The sequence below is a fragment of the Mucilaginibacter sp. P4_D1 genome (assembly GCF_056401935.1).
The window spans coordinates 1-23827 of sequence record NZ_JBFUIJ010000068.1 but is presented as its reverse complement, the minus strand read 5'-3'; the positions used below and the strand labels follow the sequence as shown (position 1 = coordinate 23827).

27 protein-coding genes are annotated in these 23827 nt (G+C 43.1%); 14 read left to right on the top strand and 13 right to left on the bottom strand.

The features are described 5' to 3' along the window. Positions 1-343: 343 nt before the first annotated feature. The 6 genes from sucD to AC1DV1_RS29400 form a co-directional block, all read right to left on the bottom strand. Positions 344-1222 (bottom strand): succinate--CoA ligase subunit alpha, encoded by an 879-nt coding sequence (sucD, locus tag AC1DV1_RS29425; RefSeq protein ID WP_274212389.1) that lies wholly within the window; start codon positions 1220-1222, stop codon positions 344-346. A gap of 209 nt (positions 1223-1431) precedes the next feature. Further along, complete coding sequence (locus AC1DV1_RS29420) at positions 1432-1704, bottom strand: RNA polymerase sigma factor (protein WP_477367693.1); 273 nt, start codon at positions 1702-1704, stop codon at positions 1432-1434. 11 nt (positions 1705-1715) lie between these two features. Then, positions 1716-2309, bottom strand: a complete 594-nt coding sequence (locus AC1DV1_RS29415) for a cupin domain-containing protein (protein WP_477367690.1) — start codon at positions 2307-2309, stop codon at positions 1716-1718. Between the two features lie 268 nt (positions 2310-2577). After that, a complete protein-coding gene (locus tag AC1DV1_RS29410) occupies positions 2578-2907 on the bottom strand; it encodes a hypothetical protein (protein WP_147052632.1) in 330 nt (109 codons plus the stop codon). A gap of 57 nt (positions 2908-2964) precedes the next feature. Continuing rightward, positions 2965-4269 (bottom strand): C4-dicarboxylate transporter DctA, encoded by a 1305-nt coding sequence (gene dctA / locus AC1DV1_RS29405; protein WP_477367687.1) that lies wholly within the window; start codon positions 4267-4269, stop codon positions 2965-2967. A gap of 218 nt (positions 4270-4487) precedes the next feature. Then, positions 4488-5279: a hypothetical protein gene (locus tag AC1DV1_RS29400; RefSeq protein WP_477367684.1), complete on the bottom strand. Its 792-nt coding sequence runs from the start codon at positions 5277-5279 to the stop codon at positions 4488-4490. 339 nt (positions 5280-5618) lie between these two features. Between AC1DV1_RS29400 and leuS the strand changes: the two genes are divergently transcribed. Then, positions 5619-8492, top strand: a complete 2874-nt coding sequence (leuS, locus tag AC1DV1_RS29395; protein ID WP_477367679.1) for a leucine--tRNA ligase — start codon at positions 5619-5621, stop codon at positions 8490-8492. A 401-nt stretch (positions 8493-8893) separates the two neighbouring features. Here the strand turns inward: leuS and AC1DV1_RS29390 are convergent, their stop codons facing one another. After that, positions 8894-10654, bottom strand: a complete 1761-nt coding sequence (locus tag AC1DV1_RS29390) for a DUF885 domain-containing protein (protein WP_477367676.1) — start codon at positions 10652-10654, stop codon at positions 8894-8896. 84 nt (positions 10655-10738) lie between these two features. On the opposite strand from AC1DV1_RS29390, the gene AC1DV1_RS29385 reads away from it, so the two are divergent. From AC1DV1_RS29385 to rpsJ, 10 genes are all read left to right on the top strand, one after another. After that, on the top strand, positions 10739-10861 hold the full coding sequence (locus AC1DV1_RS29385) for a hypothetical protein (protein ID WP_477367673.1): 123 nt from the start codon (positions 10739-10741) through the stop codon (positions 10859-10861). 269 nt (positions 10862-11130) lie between these two features. After that, the gene (locus AC1DV1_RS29380) at positions 11131-11253 is read left to right on the top strand and encodes a hypothetical protein (RefSeq protein ID WP_477367670.1); all 123 of its coding nucleotides are present in this window, start codon (positions 11131-11133) and stop codon (positions 11251-11253) included. 91 nt (positions 11254-11344) lie between these two features. After that, the gene (locus tag AC1DV1_RS29375; protein ID WP_477367667.1) at positions 11345-11533 is read left to right on the top strand and encodes a hypothetical protein; all 189 of its coding nucleotides are present in this window, start codon (positions 11345-11347) and stop codon (positions 11531-11533) included. 122 nt (positions 11534-11655) lie between these two features. Next, entirely contained in the window at positions 11656-12339 is a 684-nt protein-coding gene (locus AC1DV1_RS29370; RefSeq protein WP_477367664.1) for a hypothetical protein, read from the top strand. Positions 12340-12583: 244 nt separating this feature from the next. Beyond that, the gene (locus tag AC1DV1_RS29365) at positions 12584-12793 is read left to right on the top strand and encodes a hypothetical protein (RefSeq protein ID WP_477367661.1); all 210 of its coding nucleotides are present in this window, start codon (positions 12584-12586) and stop codon (positions 12791-12793) included. A 9-nt stretch (positions 12794-12802) separates the two neighbouring features. Continuing rightward, positions 12803-13099 carry a type II toxin-antitoxin system RelE/ParE family toxin gene (locus tag AC1DV1_RS29360; protein WP_477367658.1) on the top strand — a complete coding sequence of 99 codons (297 nt, stop codon included), beginning with the start codon at positions 12803-12805 and terminating at the stop codon, positions 13097-13099. Positions 13100-13345: 246 nt separating this feature from the next. Beyond that, on the top strand, positions 13346-13768 hold the full coding sequence (gene rpsL / locus AC1DV1_RS29355; protein WP_090645085.1) for a 30S ribosomal protein S12: 423 nt from the start codon (positions 13346-13348) through the stop codon (positions 13766-13768). 19 nt (positions 13769-13787) lie between these two features. Beyond that, positions 13788-14255: a 30S ribosomal protein S7 gene (gene rpsG, locus AC1DV1_RS29350; protein ID WP_076377343.1), complete on the top strand. Its 468-nt coding sequence runs from the start codon at positions 13788-13790 to the stop codon at positions 14253-14255. A 160-nt stretch (positions 14256-14415) separates the two neighbouring features. Beyond that, entirely contained in the window at positions 14416-16527 is a 2112-nt protein-coding gene (fusA, locus tag AC1DV1_RS29345) for an elongation factor G (protein WP_090645079.1), read from the top strand. Positions 16528-16673: 146 nt separating this feature from the next. After that, entirely contained in the window at positions 16674-16979 is a 306-nt protein-coding gene (gene rpsJ / locus AC1DV1_RS29340) for a 30S ribosomal protein S10 (RefSeq protein WP_022830652.1), read from the top strand. Positions 16980-17403: 424 nt separating this feature from the next. Here the strand turns inward: rpsJ and AC1DV1_RS29335 are convergent, their stop codons facing one another. The 6 genes from AC1DV1_RS29335 to AC1DV1_RS29310 all read right to left on the bottom strand — a co-directional run bounded on the left by AC1DV1_RS29335 (position 17404) and on the right by AC1DV1_RS29310 (position 20515). Continuing rightward, complete coding sequence (locus tag AC1DV1_RS29335; RefSeq protein WP_477367655.1) at positions 17404-17808, bottom strand: VOC family protein; 405 nt, start codon at positions 17806-17808, stop codon at positions 17404-17406. A gap of 85 nt (positions 17809-17893) precedes the next feature. Continuing rightward, entirely contained in the window at positions 17894-18250 is a 357-nt protein-coding gene (locus AC1DV1_RS29330) for an MmcQ/YjbR family DNA-binding protein (protein ID WP_477367652.1), read from the bottom strand. Positions 18251-18259: 9 nt separating this feature from the next. Further along, complete coding sequence (locus AC1DV1_RS29325; protein ID WP_477367648.1) at positions 18260-18823, bottom strand: hypothetical protein; 564 nt, start codon at positions 18821-18823, stop codon at positions 18260-18262. Position 18824: 1 nt separating this feature from the next. Beyond that, on the bottom strand, positions 18825-19172 hold the full coding sequence (locus AC1DV1_RS29320) for a VOC family protein (RefSeq protein WP_477367645.1): 348 nt from the start codon (positions 19170-19172) through the stop codon (positions 18825-18827). A 51-nt stretch (positions 19173-19223) separates the two neighbouring features. Continuing rightward, positions 19224-19823, bottom strand: a complete 600-nt coding sequence (locus AC1DV1_RS29315; protein WP_477367642.1) for a tetratricopeptide repeat protein — start codon at positions 19821-19823, stop codon at positions 19224-19226. 80 nt (positions 19824-19903) lie between these two features. After that, entirely contained in the window at positions 19904-20515 is a 612-nt protein-coding gene (locus AC1DV1_RS29310; RefSeq protein ID WP_477367639.1) for a hypothetical protein, read from the bottom strand. Between the two features lie 160 nt (positions 20516-20675). Here AC1DV1_RS29310 and AC1DV1_RS29305 point away from each other — a divergent pair, with 160 nt between their 5' ends. The 3 genes from AC1DV1_RS29305 (at position 20676) to AC1DV1_RS29295 (ending at position 23649) form a co-directional block, all read left to right on the top strand. Then, positions 20676-20870, top strand: a complete 195-nt coding sequence (locus AC1DV1_RS29305) for a KOW motif-containing protein (protein ID WP_477367636.1) — start codon at positions 20676-20678, stop codon at positions 20868-20870. Positions 20871-20970: 100 nt separating this feature from the next. Continuing rightward, the gene (gene pruA, locus AC1DV1_RS29300) at positions 20971-22581 is read left to right on the top strand and encodes an L-glutamate gamma-semialdehyde dehydrogenase (RefSeq protein ID WP_477367633.1); all 1611 of its coding nucleotides are present in this window, start codon (positions 20971-20973) and stop codon (positions 22579-22581) included. A 102-nt stretch (positions 22582-22683) separates the two neighbouring features. Further along, complete coding sequence (locus tag AC1DV1_RS29295; protein ID WP_477367630.1) at positions 22684-23649, top strand: IS256 family transposase, variant Zn-binding type; 966 nt, start codon at positions 22684-22686, stop codon at positions 23647-23649. Positions 23650-23827: the final 178 nt, after the last annotated feature.

The following is a 23827-nucleotide window of genomic DNA, read 5'->3' as shown; positions in this document are numbered from 1 at the left end:
AAGCCCTTGGATTCCAGTTGTGGCTTCTCATATCCTAATGGAGCAAGGTTCTTTTCTTCCAGGTAAATGTTCAATTGCCCGCTCTCAGATGAGCGAACATCCATAAGTTCAAAATATTCTAAAAGACCTTCAGGTAAGATTAAACGGACAAGGGTTTCGTATGCTGCTGACAAGGGTATTCGTATTTGTTATTCCTGTCGCAAAACAAATACTTTTTTTATTCCCCCACAAGAATTCCGCTTGATCCATTTTCAGGATAGCATGTATCATACACAAAAAATCCCGGCCAAAAATGACCAGGATTTAAATATATTATTCAGCTTTGTGCCTTTGGCTTTCCGCTTTAAGCTAACTTTGCCAATTCTTCTGCCATAGCAGCGCCAATTTCGGCAGGCGATTCTACTACGCGGATACCGCACTCGGTCATAATTTTCATTTTGGCTGCAGCTGTATCGTCGGCACCGCCAACAATTGCACCAGCGTGACCCATCCTGCGGCCCGGAGGCGCGGTTTGGCCGGCAATAAAACCTACAACCGGTTTAGTGCCAAATTCTTTAATCCAACGGGCTGCATCAGCTTCCATACCACCACCAATTTCGCCAATCATGATAATCCCATGTGTATCCGGGTCATTCATCAGCAATTCAACAGCTTCTTTAGTTGGGGTGCCTATGATAGGGTCGCCACCAATACCTATGGCAGTAGTGATACCTAAACCGGCTTTAACCACCTGGTCAACAGCCTCGTAAGTTAACGTACCCGATTTTGAAACTACGCCTACATTACCTTTCTTGAAGATAAAGCCTGGCATAATACCAATTTTACTTTCATCGGCAGTAATAATACCCGGGCAGTTGGGGCCAATAAGGCGCGCATCCTTATCGGTCAAATATTCTTTTACCGCAATCATATCTTTTGTAGGGATACCTTCGGTAATACAAACAATAACTTTAATACCAGCCTCGGCAGCTTCCATAATGGCATCCGCGCCAAAGGCAGGAGGTACAAAAATGATAGATACATCGGCGCCGGTTTGGTCAACCGCGTCTTTAACTGTGTTAAAAACAGGCCTGTCCAGGTGGCTTTGGCCGCCCTTGCCAGGTGTAACACCACCAACAAGCTGGGTACCATAAGCAATCATTTGCTCGGCGTGGTAGCTGCCCTCTTTACCGGTGAAACCTTGTACAATAACTTTTGAATCTTTATTTACCAGAACACTCATTGGTTTTTTCGTTTAGTACGGCAAATCTAAAGTTTTTGGCCGAATGTCAAACCCCATTATAATTTAATAGGGGAATAATTTAGTATGATAACATAAAAGTGACGTTTTGATATTGGATGGCTTTAACAGCGGCGCCGGTTTACACTATTTTTTCGGGTGGCAGGTCAGGGTGCATCTGTGCCAATCGCGCCTGCTTAATCACACCCACTTTAGGTTATTTGTGCCCGTGATGCCCGGTTCCTGGCTATCCCGGCCATCCAGATCAACAGGCGTTTATCCTGTTGATGATACGATTGGATGTTTGCCCAAATCTCCAATATTGTACTTGCCAGTATTTCCTCTGCTGTTTGCCTGTCGCTGATATGGCAGCAAATGATTTTAAAAAGGGTGGCTGCATAGCTATCATATAAGGCGCCAACACTCGAAGGATCGCGTTTCTCCATAGCACCGATGAGTTCTTTTTCTGAAAGAGTTGTTTCCATCACAGTCAAAATCAGGCAAAGCGGTGTTGCAAAATGGCAATAACGTAAGGAGATAGTATCTCTATATCGTGATTAACATGTAACGGAATTTCCAGGTGATCGCCGGGATTAAGCGTAAATACTTTATCGCCAACGGTGCAGGCGCATTGTCCTTTCAATATAAAAAAGCTTTCGGATACCTCTTCATGTACCTCTTCGGGCACATTTAGTTTAGTTACTACCAGGGTTTGGGCAATATGTTCATCCTGGCGCAGCAGGTGTGCAAAAAAATCATCGAAGGGTTCGGCCGGCAAAAGGTGTTCAACTGCGCTAAGCCAGGCAGTATAACTGGAGTATTCGTCGGTCGCGGGCAAATTTTCTATATCGATGGCGTCGCCCGGGAAACCCAAAGCTGCCAATATGCTGTTCCTGAGCCTTGCCGGAGGTGTAATGGCCGCGCTTTCGGCAATTTTCTCAATCGTATCTTCAATTTTTTCCAGCTCCTCCCTAATCATGGGATGTTCCTGGCTTAAAGCTACAACCTCCCGGGCGCGTTCCTCGTCAAAAATATCAAAGCAATGCTGTTCAAGGTTACCACTGTTAATATAGTTGTTGATATCTATCATAATTTGGGTATCAGGGTATGCATGAGTTAAATTGACTGCGGTAAACCCCGGCCGGTAATCAGGTTCAGGCTAACGCGCAAATATAAATAAAGTATTATATACCAATTGCAGTATACTGGTTTAACCTACTCTTTATCAGTGTAAGCCACCATTCTCAGCAATTCAGGCGTATTATAAGCGGGGCTTTTAACCTTTCACCTATTGTGGTATTGTCAACGAATATACATTAATGTAGTCCTATCAATTAGCTGAAGCTATCAGTGAGGCCCTAAGCAGGATTGGGTTTGGCGGTAATTTTCTTCCAGATGGAAAACCCTCCGTAAACAAACATTAAACCAATAAACACATATACCCAAATGGAAATATTGCGGCCTGCAATGATGAGGTAAAGATAAGGCAGGCTAAAACTAAGCGACGCAAGCAACAGCGGAATAAGGATAGGCTTTTTGGCCCTGAAAGTTTTGAGCACCCAGCCAAGGAACGAAAAAAAACAGATCTTACTAACTAAATAAAGAATACCAATAAGTAAAGGGTCAACCTCGTGCTTCTCGCCCAAGGCAATAACCCAATCTTTAATAAGCGTGATATAATCCGTCATATATTGCAAGTTATACATTAACTGGTACACATTGTGTGTATTTGCCAATTAATATGTTCACCGGAATCCTTTAGGCGGCAAATCAAAAGTTCCCCCTTCAGGGGTTAGGGGGTTAAACTCCCCTTCGCTCTTGGCAATTACAATGGTAGCTACACCATTGCCAATCACATTGGTAATAGCCCGTGCTTCCGACATAAACCTATCTACCCCAATCAATATAGCCAGGCCCTCTACCGGGATAATTTTAATAGCCGCGAGCGTGCTGCTCAGCACAATAAACCCGCTACCGGTAACACCTGCTGCACCTTTGGATGTAATCATGAGGATGCCAATTATAGTTAACTGCTGCGCCAGCGACAAAGGCACATTAAAAACCTGCGCCAAAAATATCACACACATAGATAGGTAAATAGTGGTACCATCTAAATTAAAGGAATACCCGGTTGGGATAACCAGGCCCACCACAGATTTAGAGCAGCCAAACTTTTCCAGCTTTTCCATCATGGCAGGCAGTGCCGATTCGGAAGAAGACGTGCCTAACACAATCAGAATCTCTTCCTTAATATACTTAAGATATTGCCACAGGCTGAATTTATAAATGCGGCAGATAATATTGAGCACCACAAAAATAAACAGGAACATGGTAAGATAAACCGAGCCCATCAATATAGCCAGCGGCTGCAGGGTTTTTACACCGTACTTGCTAATGGTAAATGCCATCCCCCCGAAAGCGCCCAAAGGGGCAACCTTCATCACTATTTTCATGATATTGAAAAACACTTTGGATAGTTTATCAAACAAACTGATAACCGCTTGCCCCGTTTCGCCCATACGGCTCAGACCAACGCCAAACAGTATGGCAAAAAATAAAATCTGCAAAATATCGCCTTTAGCAAAGGCTTCAAATACGTTACCGGGCACTATATGGGCTATAAAATCGCCCCAGTGCATTTCAGATGCTGCTTTTTCATACACGGCAAGTTTACCTGTTGTATCGGTAATGGTATGATTTTGAAAACCGGCACCGGGTTTTATGATATTGGCAACCGTAACGCCTATAATCAGCGCAAACGAAGTTACTATTTCAAAATAAAGCAAAGCCTTCCCTCCTACCCGGCCAACCTTTTTCATATCGCTCATACCGGCAATACCCAGCACAATGGTAAAAAATATGATTGGCGCAATCAACATAGTGATCAGGCTGATAAAAGTTTTGCTGATTAACTCGGCTGTTGGAGCAAAGCCCTTAAAGTTTAGCCCTACCACTACGCCCAGGGCAATAGCTATAAGTACCTGGAAGGTGAGGTTTGAAATGAGGCGAAGCCCCCTGACCCCCTGAAGGGGGAACTTTTTGACTGGCATTAGTATCTGGCGTTTTATAGTTTAACAAGTATACGATTTTGGAATTGTAAAATGTCCCGACGGCTGGCCTGCGGTATTAGCGATAAGAACCATTTATGACAGCATATTTAGTTATTGCACGTTGCATACCGCCCCAGTTGTCTTTTTCAAAACGTCTGTTAGCAAAAACCCCCGTTTACCAATAAAGGCAAACGGGGGTTTTAGATTGGCAAGCTGATTTATAACACTTGCCCGGTTTTAATATTTATAGTATAAACTTTACCGTTAATGGTAAACTGTGCTTTATGATTGCCCTGGAAAGTGATGGTGCCACTGTAGTTCCAGGTTTTGCCTTCGTAAGTTCCTTTGGTAGTAAATGAAGCGTGGCCGTCGGTTATATCGGCGTCGGCAGCCCGGTCTATCATTAGGCCGGTTAGTTTAAAGTTGAATGATGCGGATATAGCTTTTGCTTTCCCGGCCTCAGTATAAGTACCATTTACATACGCATTCAAAGCACCATCTAACTGTAGTTTCAGGTTGCTAACTCCAGGGTTAAGGCTTTTTAAAACAAAATTTTTGCCATATTTTTCGGTGATATTGGCACCGCCGCCAACTAATACCAGGTTTAAACTATCGTTAACCGTTATGCTCGATGGTTTGCTGTTGGTACATAAAACTTCGTATTTGATTTTTTCCCAAAGGTCGAGTTTTGAAGTATCGCTATCACCCAGTTTTAGCGAAAAGGTAGTATCAATTTTGAAACCGCAGCCAAAATTGCCCGCAGATTCGATCCTTGCTTTGCCTTTAGATTTAAAGACGATATTTGATGGATAATCTAATCCGTCAGAAATACTGAAGCCGCCTTGGGTTCCGTATAAGGCTTCGCTAAGGTTTGAAGCAATCTCGGTACTTACTACCGTCGGATCGGCTGTGTTTGCTGTTGTACCGTCATCTTTTAACTTGCGGCAACCAAAACAGGTTAAAACAAGGCCTGCAACTGCTATCAAGGTAAGTTTGTAATTGTGTTTCATGTTTAAGTTTTTAAAAATATTGACCAAATTTAACTCTATTACGGCTAATTGTAAAATAAGTTGGGTTAATTTATTAACATATATTCATATCACTATCAACCCGTTAGCTAAATGACTTATAGATACCTCCAATATTTCCATCCGGGAAAAACACTTCGGGTTGCAAAATTTTACGATAGCCCCTATGTTGTTAATTACCATTACGAAAGTGAACGTCAATAAGTAACACATTACTGCCGTTTTTTGTATTGTTTTTATAGCAATCAACTAATCGCCAATAAACTACCATACTAATAGAGATTTTCTTAATTTCGCAACCTCATACGTATAACCAACAAAATGGACTATCAATTTAAAGATATAGAGCAAAAGTGGCAGCAGTTTTGGGCCCAGAACAATACGTTTAAAGCCGAAGATAAAAGCACCAAACCCAAGTATTATGTGCTGGATATGTTCCCCTACCCATCGGGTGCGGGGCTGCATGTGGGCCATCCGCTGGGGTATATTGCATCTGATATTTTTGCACGTTACAAGCGCCTTAAGGGTTTTAACGTATTGCACCCCATGGGTTACGATAGCTTTGGCTTACCGGCCGAGCAGTATGCCATACAAACCGGGCAGCACCCGGCGGTAACTACCGAAGATAATATTGCTACCTATCGCCGCCAGCTGGACCAGATTGGTTTCTCGTTCGACTGGAGCCGCGAAGTGCGCACCAGTTCGCCCGATTATTATAAGTGGACCCAGTGGATTTTTATGCAGCTGTTTAATAGCTGGTATAATAAGGATGCCGATAAAGCCGAAAGCATTGCTAAACTGGTTGAACATTTTGAGCAAAACGGATCGGCGGGTATTAATGCCGTATGCGATGAAGAAATATTGAGTTTTACTGCTGCAGACTGGAAAGCGATGAGCAACCAGGACCAGCAGGCCGAACTATTGAAATACCGCCTTACTTACCTGCGCGAAAGTACCGTAAACTGGTGCCCCGCCCTTGGTACCGTATTGGCCAACGACGAGGTAAAAGACGGCTTTAGCGAGCGCGGCGGCTACCCTGTTGAGCAAAAAAAGATGATGCAATGGAGCATGCGTATCACCGCCTATGCCGAAAGACTGTTGCAAGGCCTGGACACCATTGACTGGCCCGAGCCTTTGAAAGAAATGCAGCGCAACTGGATTGGCAAAAGCACCGGTGCATCGGTTCGTTTTCCAATAGCGGGTTCGGGTGGCGAGGTTCGAGGTTCGGGAAATTCCAAACCCGCAACTGGCAACCCGATCCACTCAACTCATATAGAGGTTTTCACCACCCGCGTGGATACCATCTTCGGTGTAACCTTTGTGGTGATAGCGCCCGAGCACGAGTTGGTGGCCAGTTTAACCACCCCGGAGCAAAAGGCAGATATTGATGCCTATATAGCGGTAACCAAAAAGAAATCGGAGCTTGACAGGATGGCGGATGCCAAAACTGTGTCGGGCGCCTTTACCGGCAGCTATGTTTTAAACCCGTTGAACGGCCAGCAAATCCCGATTTGGATTGCCGATTACGTGTTGGCAGGCTACGGAACAGGCGCGGTTATGGCCGTACCGTCCGGCGATCAGCGCGATTATTTATTTGCCAAACATTTTGATTTACCGATAGTACAGATTCTTGACACCCAAAAGATAGAAACCGAGGCCGACCCAACCAAGGAAGGCACCTATATCAACTCGGAATTCATGAACGGGTTGGATTATAAAGCGGGTACCGCTGCCGTTATTGCCAAACTGGAAGAGGTTGGCGCCGGCAAGGCCAAGATCAATTTCAGGATGCGCGATGCCATTTTTGGCCGCCAACGTTACTGGGGCGAACCCGTTCCCGTTTATTTTAAAGATGGTTTGCCTTATTTAATTGAGGAAAGTCACTTACCATTGCTATTGCCCGAAGTAGATAAATATTTGCCGACGGAAAGCGGTGAACCGCCTTTGGGTCGCGCTGAAGGATGGAGCTACAAGAGTCAAGAATCAAGAATCAAGAATCAAGACGAAGCCGGTTATGCTTACGAGCTTTCGACCATGCCCGGCTGGGCTGGATCTAGCTGGTACTGGTTCCGTTATATGGATGCGCACAATGATAAAGAGTTTGCATCGCCGGAAGCTATCGCTTATTGGAAGGATGTTGATTTATACATCGGCGGCAGCGAACACGCTACAGGCCACCTATTATATAGTCGTTTTTGGAATAAGTTTTTAAAGGATATCGGCAAAGTTGGAGAAGAAGAACCTTTTAAAAAATTGATTAACCAGGGGATGATTCAAGGCCGCAGTAATTTTGTTTATCGTTTGATAGACGAAGAAGGCCGCGGGACAAACACTTTTGTATCTCATGGTTTGATTAAAGAATATAAAACCTCGCCTTTACATGTTGATGTAAACATTGTAGAGAACGAAGTGATGAACATCAACAAGTTTAAACAATGGCGGCCTGAATTTGCAGATGCTGAATTCATTTTAGAAAACGGCAAATATATCTGCGGCGTAGAGGTTGAAAAAATGTCGAAACGTTACTACAACGTTGTTAACCCGGACGACATTGCCCAACGTTATGGTGCTGATACCCTACGCATGTACGAAATGTTCCTTGGTCCATTGGAGCAAAGCAAACCATGGAATACCAACGGCATTGAAGGTGTGTTTAAATTCCTGCGTAAATTCTGGCGGTTGTTCCATAACGATGCCTGGGAATTTAGCGTATCGGGTGCCGAGCCTTCAAAAGCAGAATTAAAATCATTACACAAGATCATCCGCAAGGTAGAGGAAGATATCGAGCGTTTTTCGTTCAACACTTCGGTATCCAGTTTCATGATAGCTGTAAATGAGCTAACCGATTTAAAATGTAATAACCGTGCGATATTGCAGGATATGGTGATCATCCTATCCTCGTACGCCCCACACATTTGCGAGGAGTTATGGACTTTACTGGGTAACCCGGCCGGTACTTTATCTTACGCGCCGTTCCCTAAGTTCAACAGCACTTATTTAATTGAGGATGATTTTGCTTACCCAATATCTATCAACGGTAAAATGAAGATGAACCTTAACATCCCGCTAAGCCTGGAAGTAAAAGAGATAGAAGAAACCGTATTGGCCAACGCAGATGTGCAAAAATACCTTGACGGCAAAGCCCCTAAAAAGGTGATTGTTGTTAAAGGCCGGATTGTGAATATGGTGGTGTAGGTTCCCTTTAGATGTGCAGATGTGCAAATTTCAGATGTGCAGATAACGGATTAAAATGGGAATAAAAAGAGAATGTCATCGCGGCTTGAGCTACGATGACATTCTCTTTTTTATGTCATCCTGAGTGGTAAAATTTCGCGAAATTCCGAAGGAGAAATGACATACTAAAGAGCGTTGTCATGCTGAGCCTGTCGAAGCATGGCGGGCAAAGGCCTCTCCGCGCGACCCTTCGACAGGCTCAGGGTGACAGGCCTACGCACCTCTAAAAGAAAACATATCATCGGTAGGCTCGAAGCAATCGCGAACTATGCATATCCAAATGAATAGTTCAAGATTGCCGCGCCACGCTGCAATGACATGCTTTTTTCAGCTTTCAGCTTTACGCCTTAAGCTTTCGACTCTTACAAAACATCGCCCCAGGTGCTTTTGTCTTTCAGCATAATTTCTCTTAGCATACCAATTTGCGGCATACCGTGGTCAAGTACGGCATCATGGAATTTTTTGAGGGAGTAATTTGCACCCTCCTGTTTTTGGTAATCATCGCGAAGTTTCAGGATTTCCAGCTTGCCAATGGTGTAAAACAGGTAGCCCGGGTCAAAGGTACCGCGTATGGCCTCCTGGCGCGATGGTTTATCGCCCTGGTACCAGTTGTTCATGAAAAACTTGGTGGCATCATCTACATTCATGCCCTGGGTGTGGGTTTTGATGGATACGCATAACCGGCAAAGCCTCAACAAGGCATCGCCCGATTGTGCCAGCCGGTATTTGGCTGCCTTTACCGGGTCGCCGTTGTGTCCGTAGCCTTCGTCGGCCATCATTTTTTCGCAATAGTGTGCCCAGCCTTCCACGAAAGCGTAGCTGCCGAAGATCTTTTCAATTTTGGTTGCCGATGATGCATTCAGGTGCAAAAACTGGGTATAGTGGCCCGGGTAGGCTTCGTGGATGGTTACATTATCGGTGGTGTAATAGTCAAACTGTTTCAGCCAATCTTCTTTTTGCTGGGCTGTCCATTTAGGGTCAACCGGGGTTATATAATAATAGGCCTCGGTAGCGGTAGTTTCAAACGGGCCGGGCGTATCCATTGATGCGGTGCCGGTGGCTCGGGCGTATTGCGGTGTTTCCTCAACCTTCACCCGCACCTGCGACGGCATGGTAACGATGTTTTTATCTATCAAAAACTGACGGATCTGCTCCAGGTTCTTTTTGGCATCCGGGATCAGGCTTTCGGCAGTTGGGTGATCCTTTTGCAGGTCGTGGTACACATCAACCGGTTTTTTATTGGGGTTGATAACCCTGGCCGCGGCATTAAACGAATCCTGTTCTTTTTTTAATTGGGCCAGGCCAATTTCCAGCACCTTATCAGGCGAAAGCTTTATTCCCTCACTGTATAACAGCATTTTTTGGTAGCTGGCTGTACCAATGGCGTATTTGTTATTGGCTTTGGGCAATTTTACTTTTTTCAGATAAGCGGCAAAGTCATTTACTGCTGCTATGGCTGCTGCGTTAACCTTGTTGAAGGTTTTCATGAGCGTATCGTTCTTTACATCTTTTAGGGCCACCTTCAGGTCCCCGCCCAAAAAAGCAGCCGAGCCTTCTGCTATCTGTATAGCGGTTTCTACGTACGGTTTCGCCAGGGTATCGTTCAGATTTAGTTTGGCATCGGCCATCATTTTAGGGGCCTGTTTTTCTATGGCGATGATGGATTTTACCCTATCGGCTATCGGTGCAAAATTGCGCTTTACATAAATACTTACATCAACCGCGCCGGCATAGGTCATGGGGTTTTTAGTAAAAGTACCCAGGTCTTCAAAAGTCCAGAGTTCCTGTTTAATAGCCGAGCGTAAAATGCGGTAATCGTAAAATATTTTAGGGCTAAAGGATGCCGTATCGGCTGAGTCCAATTTAGCAGCAAAATCTTTTAACCGCGCCAGTTCTTTCTCGATAGAGGCCTTACTGATATCGGTAACCTTGCCATCGTATTGGTGATACCCAAGGGCAACGCCATTGGCCGGCCGCCAGGCCAGGTAACCGTCGAGGTAGTCGTCGGCAATTTTTTGGAAAGCAGCATCGCCGGATACTGTATCACTGTTATTAGCTGCGGGTTTAGGCTTGCAACCGACGAGGATGCAGAAAGGAATAATCAGTAAGGATATTTTTTTCATGATGACTATATTGTAAAAACCTAAGTTAATGGTTTTGAAAACAATTAACAGCCAACTTGTATTATAACTGTAAAACATACCGCTATGAAAAAGAAATTCACCGGCATACTGTTGCTTGCAGCAATGATTGCCACCTTAGCTACCAGCTGCGCTCCGCCAAGGAACATGCCGCATCCGCCAACGCCGCCAAAACCGGCAGCGCCATAATAAAAAGAGCCTTTAACTGTGAAAAGTTGAAGGCTTTTTTGCAGTGCAAACGCATATAATTGKGTTAACATAACTTAACACATTTCAAATATATTTTTTATAAATATTTGATAATAAACATTTTATACTTTAATCATGGTTAACACTAAACTGATAGCGCAATTTAGGCGCACCCAATTATTTGTGCCTGTTGTTGGCCAACACAAGTCCCTTCGGTACCTCAATCATTTAACCAGTATCAGGCAATAAAAACAAGGTGGGCTTTTAACATGGCAACCTGCTACAAAAACACAGGCAACCTGGCCGATTATAAAACCTGGATGCTGAAAGCCAAAGAGTTTGCCCTGCCCGAATCGCCCTATTACCAGCAGATCATCGAGGCGGGTTTTTAATAAAATGCCACCTCGGTTAATCCTTTTCAAAAACAAATCGTCATACATATGTACGTTGTTTAATTAACAGCTACCATTAAAATTAAACACCATGAAAAAGAGATTTGTTGCATTTGCACTATTAATATCAGCAGTAGTAGTATCGGTATCATCGGGTTGTGTGGTACGCGATGGATATGGAAGAGGGTATCATAACGGCCGCGGCCACGACCGCGATCATGACGACCACGGACGTGGCCACGACCATGATTACAACCAGGGTGGCTATAACCACTACTAAAAAAAAATATTGTTTTGAGTGATTGTTTGTGAGTGATTGATGACAAGGCGGTGAGTAATCACCGCTTTGTTTGTTTGATGCTTTTGGGTTTTAACGTAACTTGCTTTAAGTTTAAACCCGATATGATTACTTATTTCCCCTTGGACAACCATCACACACCTTTATTTGCTGAAATTGGCCAGGCTATCAAAGACCTCTATCCTATTGGGCTGCATGTAGATGACTCGCAATACAACGAGTATCCTGGCATAAAAAAGATTGCTGCTGTTATTGAACAGAACATGACAGATAATAAGCGTTTTAATGAACCATGGAAGGCATTTTTGAAACAATTAAAAAGCACGGCAAAAAAGAGGGTACAAAACTGTGGCTATGCCCATGAGCTTGCATTTAGTGGCGAATTAATTTTAGAACGATACCAGGATGAATCTTTTAGCAGAACAAAAAAGATAGTTTTTTCGGTCAGCCTTATATCACCATATTATACTATCTATGGGCTTGACGAAACCGGCATCAAAGATATTTTGCGCGAAAGACCAGTTGAATATCGGGCAATAAACGTGATCACAGTATCGCCTTACAAGGAATTTGAAGACAAATTCAATTTTTTAAAATCGGAAATCGAACAGTGGTTTTCAGGGTACAAATTTATTCCCGTAAGAATTTGTTTTTCTTATATAAAAGAGCTGCGAACACCTTCCAGCTATCCTAATGAGTGCACCGTTCATAATGCGCTGTTTAATAATTCTTTTGATTATTACGATAAGCCTCATTTTCGCGGTGAGATATATTATGGAAGCGAATAAAGAATATTATTGAGGTTGAGTTACCACGCACTTATTTAAAACACCACGAAAATCAAACTAAGATTTTCGATTATATAGCCCTCTTATTTACCCAAACCCGCAATAGCGATGGACGTGAATACCGGCCAATGTGGCTAAGGCCGGTGCAGTATGAACAAACAGCGCGGGCCGCAGGCATTGCCATTGTTAATATAGACATTCGCTGTACTCTGATTTTTTGTATTTTTGTTTAAATAACTAACCCATGGTAACCATCAATTCAACACTTGAAGATATTATGCAATTGGATTTTGCATCCAGGGAAATGCTACTTGAAATTTTACAAAAGCGACAAATTGAAGCTCGTAGAGACGAGATTGCTAAAACAGCAAAAAAGTCTTTAAAAGAGTTTCACTCTGGCAAAAATGTCCCCCTTTCGGCGGATGATGTTATTTCTAAACTTAATAACCTGTAAATTCAGGCCATGCAATTAGGTAGAAAACTGGTATTGTCAAAAGCTTTTGAAAAATCATATCAAAAGTTCACCAATAAAAACCAGGCCTTAAAAACTTCAATAGCCAAAGCCCTTGGCAAATTGCAATCTGATGCTTATGATCCGGCATTAAGAACACATAAATTAAGCGGTAAACTTGCCGCATACCTTGCTTGTTCGTGTGGGTATGATTGTCGAATTATATTTGTTGTTGAAAAAGATCCTGGCAATCCTAATTTGGAGATCATATTGCTTTTGGATATCGGTACGCATGATGATGTTTATTGATAATTATTATGCTCTAAGTTAACACTCTGCAGATTTCTTCATTCCAATGCACGCATGAAGATGAATTGCCTTAAGACCACCCATAACGCCTAAAATATCAATCAATTACCCATCAACGCCCCCTTCCATCCACCAAACCAACCCTTTACAAAACTTTTTCTACCCAATCCCTTGAAAATCAAAAAATACTCCGTACCTTTGCAGTCCTTAAAATAAGGATAAAACTGTAAATACAAAAAGGAAAAAATGCCTACTATTCAGCAATTAGTTAGAAAAGGTAGAGTAGCTCTGGTTGACAAGAGTAAGTCGCCAGCGTTGGACAGCTGTCCACAGCGAAGAGGAGTATGCACACGCGTGTATACCACTACCCCTAAAAAACCAAACTCAGCAATGCGTAAAGTTGCCCGTGTGCGCTTAACCAACGGAAAAGAAGTAAATGCTTACATCCCAGGTGAAGGTCACAACTTACAGGAGCACTCTATTGTTTTGATCCGCGGTGGTCGTGTTAAGGATTTACCAGGTGTACGTTACCACATCATCCGTGGTGCTTTGGATACATCAGGTGTTGCCGGCCGTAACCAACGTCGTAGTAAATACGGAACAAAACGTCCTAAACCAGGTCAGGTAGCTGCACCTACTAAGGGCGCACCAGCTAAGAAGAAAAAATAATTAAGGAGGATAGAAAGCAATGAGAAAGTCAAAACCAAAAAAGAGAATTATCCTTCCTGATCCAAGGTTCAATGATACCCTGGTTACAAGGTTTGTAAATAACATGATGTATGATGGTAAAAAATCTACTGCATACTCTATATTTTATAACGCAGTTGATATTGTTGAAAAGAAAACCAGCGAAAGCGGTTTAGAAACCTGGAAAAAGGCTTTAAACAATGTAATGCCTGCAGTTGAAGTTAAAAGCCGTCGTGTTGGTGGTGCTAACTTCCAGGTACCAACCGAAGTTCGTCCTGAGCGTAAAATCGCTTTAGGCATGAAATGGTTAATCAGCTATGCCCGTCGTCGTGGTGAAAAAACCATGATGGAGAAATTAGCCGGCGAGATCATATCAGCAGCTAAAGGTGAAGGTGCAGCAGTTAAAAAGAAAGAAGATACGCACAAAATGGCTGAAGCCAACAAAGCGTTCTCTCACTTTAGATTCTAATTAGTGAATTATTGAATTAGTGAATTATTGATTAGATAACATTATGCTAATCAGTAATTCATTATTTCGCCAATCACTTTCTAAAAATATAAGTGAATGACTTAATTAGTGAAATTCAATTAAATCACTAATTCAATAAATCAATAACTCAATAATTACCATGTCAAGAGATCTAAGATTTACAAGAAATATAGGTATTGCCGCTCACATTGATGCCGGTAAAACTACCACAACCGAGCGTATACTTTACTATGCTGGTGTAAGCCACAAAATTGGTGAAGTACACGAAGGTGCAGCTACCATGGACTGGATGGCACAAGAGCAGGAACGTGGTATTACCATCACATCTGCTGCTACCACAGTAAACTGGAACTACAGAGGTCAAAAATACCATATCAACATTATTGATACACCGGGCCACGTGGATTTTACCGTTGAGGTAAACCGTTCACTGCGTGTATTAGATGGTTTGGTATTCCTTTTTAGCGCGGTTGATGGTGTTGAGCCACAATCAGAAACCAACTGGAGACTTGCAAATAACTATAACGTTGCCCGTATAGGCTTCGTAAATAAAATGGACCGTAGCGGTGCCGACTTTTTAAATGTTGTAAAACAGGTAAAAAGCATGTTGGGCAGCAACGCAGTGCCTTTGCAATTGCCAATTGGTTCTGAAGAGAAATTCCAGGGTGTGGTTGATTTAATTAACTGGAGAGGTATTGTTTGGAATGAGCATGATAAAGGTATGACCTTTACCGAAGTGCCTATCCCAGAGGATATGATCGAGGAAGCTACAGAGTGGAGAGAGAAATTGCTTGAATCAGTAGCTGAGTATGACGAAAGCCTGATGGAGAAATTCTTCGATGCTCCTGAAACTATCACCGAGCGCGAAGTACTTGATGCATTGCGTAAAGCCGTTTTAGATGCTAAAATTGTTCCTATGGTTTGTGGTTCATCTTTCAAAAACAAAGGTGTACAAACTATGCTTGATTACGTGATGGAATTATTGCCTTCGCCAATGGACGTTGAAGGTATTGTAGGCCATCACCCTGATACAAACGAAGAAATTTTACGTAAACCATCTGAAAAAGAGCCATTTGCAGCATTGGCGTTTAAAATTGCAACCGATCCTTTCGTAGGTAGGTTGTGCTTTATCCGCGTATACTCGGGTAACCTTGAGGCTGGTTCATATGTGCACAACATGCGTTCAGATAACAAAGAGCGTATATCACGTATATTCCAGATGCACGCTAACAAGCAAAACCCTATCCCTAACGTGGGTGCAGGTGATATTGCTGCGGTAGTAGGCTTTAAAGATATTAAAACAGGTGATACCCTTTGCGATGAGAAATTCCCGATCATCCTTGAATCGATGAATTTCCCTGACCCGGTTATCGGTTTAGCTATTGAGCCTAAAACTCAGGCTGATGTTGATAAATTAGGTATTGCTTTAGGTAAATTATCTGAAGAAGATCCAACCTTCCACGTAAAATCTGACGAAGAAACCGGCCAAACCGTAATTAGCGGTATGGGCGAGCTTCACTTAGATATCATCATGGACCGTTTGAAACGTGAGTTTAAAGTAGAGGTTAACCAGGGCGCGCCACAAGTTGCTTACAAAGAAGCAATTACAGGTACTGTTCAGCATCGCGAAACTTACAAGAAACAAACCGGTGGTCGTGGTAAATTTGCCGATATCCAGGTTATACTTTCACCAAATGACGAAGGTAAAGAAGGTTTACAGTTTGTGAACGAAATTAGCGGTGGTTCAATCCCCCGTGAGTTTATCCCATCTGTTGAAAAAGGCTTTGCAGCTTCAATGGCAAACGGTGTATTAGCCGGTTTCCCGTTAACCAGCTTAAAAGTACGTTTAATTGATGGTTCGTTCCACGCGGTCGATTCAGATGCGCTATCTTTCGAGTTAGCAGCTAAGATGGCTTACCGTGAGGCATTGCCAAGATGTAAACCAGTATTGCTTGAGCCAATCATGAAAATCGAGATCCTTACCCCTGAAGAAAACATGGGTGATGTAATCGGAGATATGAACCGTCGTCGTGGCCAGCTGTTAGGTATGGATTCACGTGCAGGTGCACAAGTAATTAAAGCTACTGTACCACTTTCAGAAATGTTTGGCTATGTAACCCAGTTACGTACAATCACATCTGGCCGTGCTACTTCAACCATGGAGTTTGATCACTATGCTGAAGCACCACGTAACGTACAGGAAGAAGTAGTTGCCAAAGTAAAAGGCAAAAAAGCTGCTGCAAACGCATAATTAAGTTGAATGGTTGATTGAGTGAGTGGTTGATTAAGTTTTAAAACCTAATCAACTTAATCTAACTCAATCAACCTAATCAACAAATAAATAAACAATCAATTACCCTAATAAATAGCTCTTAGGGTGGTTAAAATCAAATTAACATGAGCCAAAGAATCAGGATCAAATTAAAATCTTACGATTACAACCTGGTAGATAAATCTGCCGAGAAAATCGTAAAAACAGTAAAGCCAACAGGCGCTGTAGTTAGCGGACCACTTCCGTTACCAACCGAAAAGAAAATTTTCACCGTTTTACGTTCACCACACGTAAACAAAAAGGCACGTGAGCAATTTCAATTATGCTCATACAAGCGCTTATTAGACATTTACAGCTCGAACTCGAAAACTGTTGATGCCCTGATGAAGCTTGAGTTGCCAAGCGGCGTTGAAGTTGAAATCAAAGTTTGATAGATGCCCGGCCCACTGAAAGGTGTGGGACAACATAAAAAAACACCATCCGGTTTCGGGTGGTGTTTTTTTGTTATATAGTTTTTTTATCGGGAGGTAGCCGCTCGTAGCGCCCTCCCCGGCATCCGTAATTGCGAGGTACGAAGCAATCTCCTAATTACGTGGAACTTAACATGTCGGGGATTGCTTCGTATCTCGCAATGACGAATGGTTCTGTCTTGTTACTTGATACCAACTACTTACTACTAAAAGGGGCGATGCCTGCGGCCCGGGCTCTATGCTCATACTGCACAGGCCTTAGCCACATTGGCCGGTATCCGCGCCGATCCCTATCGCGAAATTTTGTCTGAACCGGAATTTTCAGAATTAAAGAATTAACAGGATTTTATACTCTTAATTCTTGGCTCTAATCTCTTGACTCTGCTCAGCCCGGCAGCTGGCTCATGTCCATGTACGCAAACTCCCATAGGTGGCCGTCAAGGTCCTGGAAACCCCAGCCGTACATCCAGCCATGGTCTTGCTTATCGTTTGGTGTGGTGGCACCGGCGGCAACTGCTTTGGCAATCATTTCATCAACCGCTTCGCGGCTATCTAAAGAGATGCAGTTGATAGTTTCAGTTACTTTAGTTGCATCAGCAATTTCCTTTTTGGTAAAAGTTTTAAAAAAGGGCTCGGTTACCAGCATAAAGAAAATAGTATCGCTTATCACTAACGAGCCGGCTACTTCGTTGGTAAATTGTGGATTGAAAGAATAGCCCAGGCTGGTAAAAAATTCGATGGATTTGTTAAGGTCTTTAACCGGTAGGTTTACAAAAATTTGAGTTGCCATGATAGTTTGTTTGTTATTGTTATGATACAAATGTAGCACCCCAATGTTAAAACAATGCGGTGCAGATACGACAATTAAAGGGTGTTTATTCCCCGCCTGTATGAAGTTGTTTTTTTACCCTGGCCGGCAGCTTATCAGCTATCAGCCGGTACGATTGTTTGATATAAAACTCCCAGGCCTTTTCGCTGAGGCAATTGATATCAGCTATATGCACCCATTTATAGCGCCCAATGTAAGCTTGTGGCGAAAAGCATTCCTTTTGCAGGGTTTCTTCAAAGTCCTCACCCGGCACTTTAACCGATGCTGTTACCGGCACCGAATCGGGACCGGTAAACAGGAAGGTTTTACCGCCAACGTTAAAACACAGGTGATGGTCCAGTTTGATATCCTCGGTAACACCGGGCAATTGATGGCAAATGGATTGAATGGTTTCTATGTTCATGCTGCGATGTTAATCTGTATCATAATTATATTTTATAAACCTCTGCTTGTCAAACGCGGCTTTATGATACACGTCTTGGGTGTATTTTTTGTCTTCCTGAACATCGTCATAAGACACCCCGGCATCACGATGCAGTACAAAATCTTTTTTTACCAAATCATATTTAAACGTCGTGATCCGGTTCCAGCGGTAGCGGCTGCCGCCATAATACTCCAGCGAAAAATATCGCCCTTTAATGGTTATACCTTCAAAGGGATCGCCAAACATGCCGCCGCAGCCTTTACAAAGCACCGCACTATCGTTACGGGCATAAAACGACAAGCCGCCACCTTTTTTACCAAAAAGTATCAACAGCGGCCTTGCTGTTTGGGCGCTGTCTGTTTCGTGGTTATATTTTAAAGCTAATACAACATCCGGATAGGTATCCTGGTTAAGGTCGCCGGTTTCATAGGCCAGTACTGAGTAGTCTTTCGCTATAAATGGCCTCAACTTAGCAGCGACAATCTTTTTTGATTGAGCGAAAGTTGAATTACCTATTATCAATAACACGGATAATATAAGTAGCTTTTTCATCTTACTTTTTATACAATTCAATTTTCCGGCCATCGGGGTCAATAACAACGCTCATAAAGCCAAATGCTGTTGATACCGGCTGTGATACAAATACAGTGTTATTCTCCTTTAACAGTTCAATGGTTGTATCAAAATTATCAATCTCAAAACCTAAGCGCAAGCTTTTATCGGCCTCGGTTTGGCTTTTTGTAAGCGGATAAATTTCAATAACGGTTTCACCAACGGTAGCTAAATAATGATAAGGAGCATCGCCGTGCTTATGATAATCTAAAGCAAAACCTAACAACTCATAAAACGTGGCGAGCTTTTGCATATCGCCTGTTCTGATTACCAATAGTTTTATTTTCATGATGAATGACTCTCTCCGCCCTTGTAGTAAGCAATTACCCTCGTCGTGAATTTATAAATCGACCCATATTTTTACATTTGCCGGCGGCCGCCGGCTCTTTTTATGCTCCATATATGCCTTTATTTCCGCGGCGTCTTCGGCATCGGGTTGCAGCCTTAAATACACCTGGTAACTGGCAAACATCTGGTCGGTCTCGGCATATGTTAATCCTTCTGTTTTTAGCAGATTGGCGTAGCATTTACCTATATACCAGTTGGCCGAGTAATACTGCCCACTTAGCTTATCAATCAAGGGCAAGGCCTTTAAAAATTCATTAACCGATTTTCTGTCCTGCGCATTTTCAAAATAACCTATTCCGCTGTACCAACGGGCTGCTACATTATTTGAATCTGCTTTTAAAACCTGTTGAAGCACAATTTCTGCTGCTTTGTACTTTTTTTGCTGAATCAGGGTAAGCCCCAGCTGGCATTGATAAATAAGGTTTGCCGGTTCGGCCTTGATACCATCCCTAAACACGCCTTCGGCCTTGCTTAACTGGCCCTTATCTAAAAAGGTATTGCCTTTTTCCAGGTAATCTTCCTGCGCTAAACATCTTATGGTAGCAGTTATTAAAATCAACGTTATAAGGGTATATTTTGCAAGGCTTTTCATCTGATAAAATTTGGTTTAACGGGGATATTTTTTGGGGCTATTATGCTGTAGTGAAGCCCCCTCACTCTTTTTGTAGTTCTTTACCGCCTCATCGAGATATTTTGGTGTACCCATTTTGCCTCATCTTCGGGCGTCACTTTGTCTGTAGAACTATTTGTTCTGCTGAATGTGGCCTGTGCAAAATGATAGGGCTCGCTATCGTCAAAAAACGGACCGACAACGCCCAGCATCCATCCATTTTTTGCGGCCCAGTGAGGGGCGTTAACCCGATACTTAAACACCTCATAGTGTACAAAATTGCTGTTTCCGTCAAAATCAATTGTAACCCGTTTTATATGTTCAATTTCGTCGGGGCAGGCATCAAGTTCTGTCGGAAACTCGAGCCAGACTGCCAGGGCGCTTTCTGCACCCTTTAAAAGCGTAAAATATTCTGCGGGGAAAAGCGCGGCCTTATCATATTTTTTTAAAAGATGATAAGCATCATGCCTTGAGAGGATGTTTTGTGCAAATGGCAAAATATCATCTGTTGATATCTCGGTTTCGCTGTTCAACTGATCAAAAAGTGGCTGGATTCTGTTAAACCGGAGGCTTTCGAGTTTTTTTCGGTGAGCCCTTACTTTTAAAAATCGGTATGCAACAAAACCGATAAGGGCAAAAACAACAGCTGCGATGATGATAAATAGCATTTCCATTTTAGTATGAATATAAATTTAAAAAATGAATAATTTATATCGGGAAAGCATATCTTTCTACCTAAAAACCGCGCGGCCTTAAACTCCAAAATGCCCGCGGTTTACAATGATGTTAACAGACATTAATTACCGTAGATTACGAACTGGACAACACACAAATATGACTACACAAAATTTAAAGGATGGAGATGACTGCAAAGTTATCGGCGGCACCCATGCCGGAAAATGCGGCAAAGTACGTGATATAAACACAAGCAAAACCGGGCACATTACCATTACTGTTGTACAAGAAAACGGCGACCGGTTTAAAACATTAGGAAAGAATGTAGTTGTGGTATCTAAAGAAAATCCCTGAAATATAGCCCCAATTCTACCCCATCAACATTTTGACACTCCCCTCACCCATCGTCAATCACAAAATGCCTATCTTTGCCCCTATTAATTGACGACCCATTATGCTTAAAGGATTTTTTAATGTCCCGGCTCCTGTAAACGAGCCGGTTTTAAACTATGGACCCAGAAGTTTAGAGCGTGTAGCCCTCAAGGCTGCTTTAGACGAGGCCCGCGCACAACAGTTAGATATACCTATGTACATTGGCGCACAGGAAGTACGCACCGGCACCAAGCTGGAAATTCGTCCGCCGCATGATCATAAACACCTGTTAGCTACATTTAGCGAAGGTGATGCCAGCCATGTAACCGCTGCCATTGATGCAGCCCTTGCCGCCAAAGCCGACTGGGAAAACCTACCCTGGGAGCAACGTGCCGCCATATTTTTAAAAGCTGCAGATTTAATTGCCGGCCCGTACCGTGCTACCATCAACGCGGCTACCATGCTTGGTCAATCAAAAAACGCTTACCAGGCCGAGATCGATTCGGCTTGCGAACTGATAGATTTTCTGCGTTTTAACGTAGAATACATGACCGAAATTTACAAGCAACAGCCACCTGTATCGGGCAAAGGCGTTTGGAACCGCTTAGAGCAACGCCCGCTGGAAGGCTTTGTGTTTGCATTAACCCCGTTCAACTTTACAGCAATTGCCGGTAATTTACCTGCATCGGCTGCTATGATGGGTAACGTTGTAGTTTGGAAACCTGCTTACCCGCAGATCTATGCTGCTAACGTGATCATGAACATATTCAAAGAAGCCGGCGTACCGGCTGGCGTTATCAACCTGATTTATGTTGATGGCCCGGTTGCAGGCGAAGTGATTTTTAACCATCCCGATTTTGCAGGCATCCACTTTACCGGATCAACCAAGGTTTTCCAAAACATCTGGCAAACTATTGGTACCAACATCCACAAATACAAAACCTACCCACGTATTGTAGGCGAAACCGGTGGTAAAGATTTTGTTCTTGCCCACCCGAGCGCCAATGCCGACGTAGTGAGCACAGCCCTTGTTCGTGGTGCTTTTGAATACCAGGGACAAAAATGCTCTGCCGCTTCAAGGGCTTACGTCCCGGCTTCGTTATGGCCCGCGGTAAAGGCTAACATGCAGCGCGATATCACCTCATTTAAAATGGGCCCGGTTGAGGACTTTGAAAACTTTATCAATGCCGTTATTACCGAAGTATCTTTTGATAAACTGGCCAAATACATTGATGCTGCCAAAACAGACGAAGGTGTTGAAGTTGTTGCCGGCGGCAGCTACGATAAAACCAAAGGCTGGTTTGTGGAGCCAACTGTATTAAAAGTTGATGACCCTTACTACGTAACCATGTGCGAAGAGCTGTTTGGCCCCGTATTAACCATTTACGTATACGAGGACGATCAATTTGATGAGGTACTTAACATTGTAGATAAAACATCCATCTACGCGCTTACAGGCTCTATTATCTCGCAAGACCGTTATGCCATTGCCAAAGCAACCCAGCACTTACGCAACGCCGCAGGTAACTTTTACATTAATGATAAACCTACGGGTGCCGTTGTTGGCCAGCAGCCATTTGGCGGCGCAAGGGGATCGGGCACTAATGATAAAGCAGGCTCCATGATTAACCTGTTGCGCTGGGTTTCTCCGCGCACTATCAAAGAAGATATAATTGCCAAAAATAGTTGGTAGAATCTTTGTAATCGACTGTAATAAAGGAATATACATCAAGCAAATTGAAATCGGTTTCAATTTGCTTTTTTTGTTATATGAAATCGTCAAAAAAAGGCGTGTTTGACCTGTAAGAGCACGGATGTAATAAAGTGGGGCAAGCAGAATAAAAAACAGCGATATAAGTGTAAATCATGTGGGCAATTGTTTATTCGGCAGCACGCTGGTGTAAGAGATAAGAACCGGTTTGTTTGGTTTGAGGATTGGATCATCGGGCGACAAACCATAGAACAGATCAGCAAGGAAAGCGGGTATCCCAAAAGGACCTTGATCCGGTATTTCCATGCTTACCTATCGAAGCAACCTATCTTTAGCGTTTATCCATCTGAACGCGTAAATCTGCTGATAGACGGCACCTACTTTAACAATGACCTATGCCTGGTGCTTTACCGGGATAATACGATAAAGTTTACCCAGTTGTACCGACTGACCAACGGTGAATGGTATGAGGAGTTGAAAGAAGATCTTGAAAACCTGCTCAAGCTGGGTGTGCAGATCGAGAGTATCACCTGTGATGGCCACAAGGCCTTATTGAAGGCCGTACGAAAGGTTTGTAAGTACGCTACGCTGCAACGATGCCTGGTACACATACAGCGCATGTGCAAGATATGGCTTACGGCGCGGCCGCAAAGCCAGGCGGGCATCGAACTTAGGCGCATTTGTGCTAAGCTGCACCTAATTAAGACTTCGGAGGAAAGGGACTATTGGATAGTCAGCCTTTTTCGATGGCACGAGCAGCATAAGGATTTCATCAACGAAAAAAGCTTTAATGCCGACAGCAGCCGTTATTGGTACAAACATAAGATGGTACGGCGCTCCTTTATGGTCATCAAAAAAGCCTTACCCGATATGTTTTGTTACATCGATAATCCGAGGATACCCAAAACGACCAATGGGCTTGAATCGTTCTTTGGTCATCTGAAAGGCAACTTGAATATACATCGCGGCTTATCTCCTGCGCATAGAAAAGAGTTTATTCTATGGTACTTGTTCCTCAAGAATAAACAAAATGGCAATAGGTTTTCTTAGCCATATTTGAACTCTACCATGAATAAAAAAAGCCGGACTTTCGTCCGGCCATGGTATCGTTCGCAAATATTATTGCTGGCAGGTTGCACCTCTGCAGAGCCTGGGTACTCTTATATCTGCATTTGCTATATACTGCTTTTTTTAGCTAATTCCACCAACTATTTTTGGCATCATTACC